Genomic DNA, 4300 nt, shown 5'->3' with positions numbered 1-4300 from the left:
CCCCGATCAGGTAAGTGTTTCCGGTCGCCGATAATGGGCTGACAGACTCCATCGCCTGGGCGGCAAGCAAGGTGTTGCTGACGAAGAATCCCAAGTAAATCAGCATCACGAACAGCAGCGGCAACACCGCCCCCAACACGCCGAATTGCGCCCGGCTCTGGATCATTTGCGGGATGCCCAGTTTCGGTCCTTGGGCGGAATGGGAGGCCATGAAAATCGCCCCCAGTAGTGAACCAACAATGATCGACAGCGCGCTCCAGAACAGGTTGAGCCCCATGACCACCGGCAACACGCCGGAAGCGATGGTGGTGATGTTCATATTGGCGCCGAACCAGATGAAGAACAGCGAACCGGGATGGCCATGGCGTTCGGATTCAGGGATGAAATCGATGCTTCTTTTTTCGACTTGCATGGCGGTCACTCCTGAGTCCGGGCGAGGTGGGATTGCAAACAGGCGATGGTGCTTTCGAACTCATGAGGCTGATGGGCGAACTGGTCTGGACGCTCGGGGATCAGGCTCAGATAATCGAGTTTTTCCAGTGCCCGCAGGCATTGCGCACTGGTCAGGACTTCCAGCGCGTAGATCCAGTTGGCCATGATCAACAGCGCCGAGTGGTGTCCCGCTGAAGTGGTCGTGGTGCAGGCGTCGCTGACCAGGCGAATGTGATAACCCAGGGCGAAGGCATCGAACACGCTGCTGAGTACGCAAACATCGGTCAACACGCCACTGATGATCAGCGTGTCGACGCTTAGCGCCTTGAGTCGGGCGTCCAGGTCGGTGCGGTGAAAGGCGCTGTAGCGGCCCTTGTCCAGCACCTGTTCATCAGCCTGCGGCGCCAGTTGTTCGATGATCTCCACTTGCCGGGTACCGGCGCGATAACCACTCGGACCGCCGTCGGCCGCTCGCGGTTCGCCGCGCGGCATGTCACTGCCGTCGGCCTGATTGATATGGCGGGTATAGATGACAGGGACCCGTTGACGGCGGGCGCAATCGAGCAAGGCGGCAGTGTTGCTCACCACCGTGTCGAAGTTTTCCAGGACGAAACCGTCCTCCTGTTGCATGTCGATGATCAACAGAGCGTTTTTATTATTCATTGAGCAAACCTGATCATGAGCCGAAGCACAATGCACCGCCCACGTCGCGCGATGGCGCGACCTGGAGTGCGTGGGTTTCTGTTCGGGTGGGCTCAGTGAACGGGCTGCCAGAAGCCATTCTGCTTGGCTGAAACGCAGGCGCGCAGGCGCTTGAGGTGGATATGCGAAGCGGTCCATTCGCCGCGCAGGTAAGCCTGCTCGGCGCTGAAGGGAAGGGCGAGTGATTGGAGGCGGCCATTGATCATGGGAATCGACCCTACGCTTCAGTCAACCCCAGGGCTTCGCGTCCGAGGGGCAGGTCAGCGGGCTCAGCGAAACGCTGGCACCACTTGTTTGATAAACAGCTCCAGGGATTTTTTCTTCTCCGCGTGGGGCAGGCTGTTATCGCACCAGAAGCTGAACTCATCGACGCCCAGTTCCTGGTAGTACTTGATGCGCGGGATGATTTCTTGCGCGGTGCCGATCATCGCGCTCTTGTGGATGCTCTCCAGTTCGAACTCCGGGCGAGCGGCGAATTTTTCTTCCGGGCTCGGCGCGAGGAAACCGTTGACCGGCACTTCTTTGTTGCCGAACCAGGCGTCGAACGTACGGTAGAAGCGCGAGATTGCCTTGGCCCCGACTTTCCAGCCTTCAGGATCATCGACCGCGTGCACGTGGGTGTGACGCAGCACCATCAGTTGCGGACGCGGCACATCCGGGTTGTTATCGAGAGCGGCCTGGAACTTGTTCTTCAGATCCAGGACTTCTTCATCACCCTTCATCAGCGGCGTGACCATTACGTTGCAGCCGTTGGCCACCGCAAAGTTGTGCGAGTCCGGGTCGCGAGCGGCGATCCACATTGGCGGATTTGGCTTCTGGATCGGCTTCGGTACGCTGGTGGACGTCGGGAACTTCCAGATATCGCCATCGTGGGCGTAATCGCCTTTCCACAGGGCGCGCACCACTGGAACCATTTCCCGCAGTGCCTGGCCGCCGGACGACGCAGGCATGCCGCCGGCCATGCGGTCGAATTCCACCTGATAGGCGCCGCGCGCCAGGCCGACTTCCATACGACCGTTACTGATCACATCTAGCAGCGCGCATTCGCCAGCGACCCGCAACGGGTGCCAGAACGGCGCGATGATGGTGCCGGCGCCGAGGTGAATGGTGGTGGTCCTGGCAGCCAAGTACGCCAACAGCGGCATCGGGCTAGGCGAGATGGTGTATTCCATGGCGTGGTGCTCACCGATCCAGACAGTGCTGAAGCCACCGGCTTCGGCCATCAGGGTCAGTTCAGTCAAGTCTTCGAATAGCTGACGGTGGCTGACGCTTTCGTCCCAACGTTCCATGTGCACGAACAGGGAAAATTTCATGACGTTTACCTCGGATCTTTTGTTGTCGGCCTGTCGACTGCGGCCTGTTGCCTGGAGTGAGCCCTGGGCGCTCCCGGGTGTTCTAGCCAGTTGAAGCACGTCGCCAAGAACGGCTATTCGGCAGATTGTATATTGGTATACCATAATATGGAATATCTGAAAAAAATATTTCTCTCTGACGGTAGCGTACTCACCTCACAAGGAAGGCGAGCTAGATGAACATAAAACAAAAATTGATCCTGGCATTTGCGCTGATTGCCAGCCTCCCGGTCATTCTGGTAGCTGTGCTGATCATACTCAACGTGCGCCACGAGGCCCGGGAAACGTTTATCGACAGTAGTGGTCGGGAAATTCGGCAGGTCGAAAACGCCATGCAGTTGTTTTTTGAAGGCATCAGCCAGAACGTCGCTTACTTGGCTGAACACCCGCAACTGCAGGGCATCGATGCCAGCCTCAAGCGGTATCTGGCCAGTGATGCGGCTCAAGTTCCTATGGGCGAGCACGACCAACAACTGTTCCAGCTGTTCGCAGGCCTGGCCAAGAGTCATTCGTCCTATGCCTATCTTTCGCTAGGCACTGAAGAGGGTGGTTATGTGTTCTGGCCGGGTGATCCAAAACTCGCCAGTTACGACCCGCGCACGCGGCCCTGGTACAAGGCTGCGATGGCCCAGCCGGGCAAGGTCTTGCGCACCGACGCCTATTACTGGGCGGCAGATGACGTGGTACTGGTCAGCACCGTTCAAAGTTTCAGCAATCGCCTGGGCACCAATGGCGGAGTGGTAAACATCGACGTGTCCCTCAAACAGCTGACCGATCTGGTCAAGCAGATCAGGCTCGGCGCCAGCGGTTACTTAATGTTGATGGAAGGTAACAACACGGTCCTGGTCGACCCGAAGGACCCGACCCACAACTTCAAAAAGCTCAGTGAGCTGGGCGACGGTTACCGTCAGCTCGCCGAGGCGGGCAAAGGCCTGGTCGAAGTCGAGCTGGCGGGCGAGCGCTACATGGCTTTAGTCTGGCCCTCTAAGGCTTTGGGCTGGCGCTTTGTCGGCGTGGTCCGGGAAAGTGAAGTGATGGCCGGTGCCACCCGGCTGACCTGGATCATCGCGGTGGTTGCGCTGATCTGTGCCGGACTTTTTGCCATGGCCGGGGCCTGGTTTGCCGGGTTGATCGTCAAACCGATTCGCGGTGTGGCCAGCGGTTTGGAAGGCATCGCCCAGGGCGAGGGCGACTTGACCGCACGTCTGGCCGTGCGCGGGCAGGATGAAACCGCGCAATTGGCGGGCTGGTTCAACCAGTTTCTTGAAGCGATTCGCACGCTGATCCAGCGTATTGGTCAGGCGGCCGGACAGATTCACAGCAGCTCCGGCAGTGCTACCGAGGTCTCGGTGGAAATGGCCGAAGTCGCCTCGCGCCAGCGTGAGGCGGTGGATATGGTGTCAACCGCGTTTCATGAAATGGTCGCCACCTCCAATGAAGTTGCGCGCTCCTGCAGCCAGGCCGCCGACTCTGCCGACAACGGTCAACGCCAGGCCCACACCGGGCAGCAGCAAATTGATGCGGCGGTGAGTAACGTCGACCGCTTGAGCCAGGAGATTAGCCACACTGCCGAATCGATGCAGCAACTGGAGCAGGACAGTAATGACATCCAGTCGATACTCGGGACCATCCGTTCGATTGCCGAACAGACCAACCTGCTGGCCCTGAATGCCGCCATCGAAGCCGCGCGCGCCGGTGATCAAGGTCGCGGGTTTGCTGTCGTGGCCGATGAGGTGCGGGCGCTGGCCAAGCGCACCTCGGACTCCACCAGTGAGATCGACGCCTTGCTTGGGAATCTGGCACGCCGGACCCAT

The 4300-nt window shown here is 59.2% G+C and carries 5 protein-coding genes; 1 reads left to right on the top strand and 4 read right to left on the bottom strand.

What is annotated here, in order from left to right:
• From M0974_RS31460 to M0974_RS31445, 4 genes are all read right to left on the bottom strand, one after another.
• The coding region (locus M0974_RS31460; protein WP_297845976.1) for a cytosine permease at window positions 1-412 on the bottom strand (412 nt) is incomplete at its 3' end.
• 5 nt (window positions 413-417) lie between these two features.
• Window positions 418-1095 carry an isochorismatase family cysteine hydrolase gene (locus tag M0974_RS31455; RefSeq protein WP_297845974.1) on the bottom strand — a complete coding sequence of 226 codons (678 nt, stop codon included), beginning with the start codon at window positions 1093-1095 and terminating at the stop codon, window positions 418-420.
• A gap of 92 nt (window positions 1096-1187) precedes the next feature.
• Complete coding sequence (locus tag M0974_RS31450) at window positions 1188-1340, bottom strand: hypothetical protein (protein ID WP_297845972.1); 153 nt, start codon at window positions 1338-1340, stop codon at window positions 1188-1190.
• Window positions 1341-1403: 63 nt separating this feature from the next.
• Entirely contained in the window at window positions 1404-2447 is a 1044-nt protein-coding gene (locus M0974_RS31445) for an LLM class flavin-dependent oxidoreductase (RefSeq protein WP_297845970.1), read from the bottom strand.
• 215 nt (window positions 2448-2662) lie between these two features.
• On the opposite strand from M0974_RS31445, the gene M0974_RS31440 reads away from it, so the two are divergent.
• On the top strand, window positions 2663-4300 hold a 1638-nt coding region (locus M0974_RS31440; protein WP_297845968.1), incomplete at its 3' end, for a methyl-accepting chemotaxis protein.

Origin of the sequence: Pseudomonas sp. (genome assembly GCF_026224925.1) — a bacterium.
Taxonomy (GTDB): domain Bacteria; phylum Pseudomonadota; class Gammaproteobacteria; order Pseudomonadales; family Pseudomonadaceae; genus Aquipseudomonas.
Note: the sequence above shows the minus strand (reverse complement) of the source record. Positions and strands in the feature narration are given on the sequence as shown.